The 273-nt window shown below is 49.1% G+C and carries 1 pseudogene; it reads right to left on the bottom strand.

Annotation, left to right across the window (positions count from 1 at the left end):
* Positions 1 to 163: 163 nt before the first annotated feature.
* Positions 164 to 273 (bottom strand): annotated as a pseudogene (tnpB, locus tag ABR397_RS23845) (IS66 family insertion sequence element accessory protein TnpB); the annotation flags it as partial.

The following is a 273-nucleotide window of genomic DNA, read 5'->3' as shown; positions in this document are numbered from 1 at the left end:
TTATCACCTAATTCCGCATGTTGAAACGTGTCATTTGCCCATTGTTCGGCGCAAGTTGAAAACATAAAGATTACCTCAAGTCGTGTTTTTTATTGAGATCAATCTATGAGGTAAAAGTTCAATAACGCGGGGGCGGGTTAAAATATTTGTGTAGGAAAGACAGGTGCAGACGGCGGGTACACAGCCAGACGCCGTGTCGGTCCCAGCGCAAGACCTTGAGGCGGGAGCGGGCCTTGTTGCAGAAGACAAAAGCGGCTTCTTCCTGCCAGCGCA

The organism is Photorhabdus viridis (assembly GCF_040256935.1).
Taxonomy (GTDB): Bacteria; Pseudomonadota; Gammaproteobacteria; order Enterobacterales; family Enterobacteriaceae; genus Photorhabdus; species Photorhabdus viridis.
Note: the sequence above shows the minus strand (reverse complement) of the source record. Positions and strands in the feature narration are given on the sequence as shown.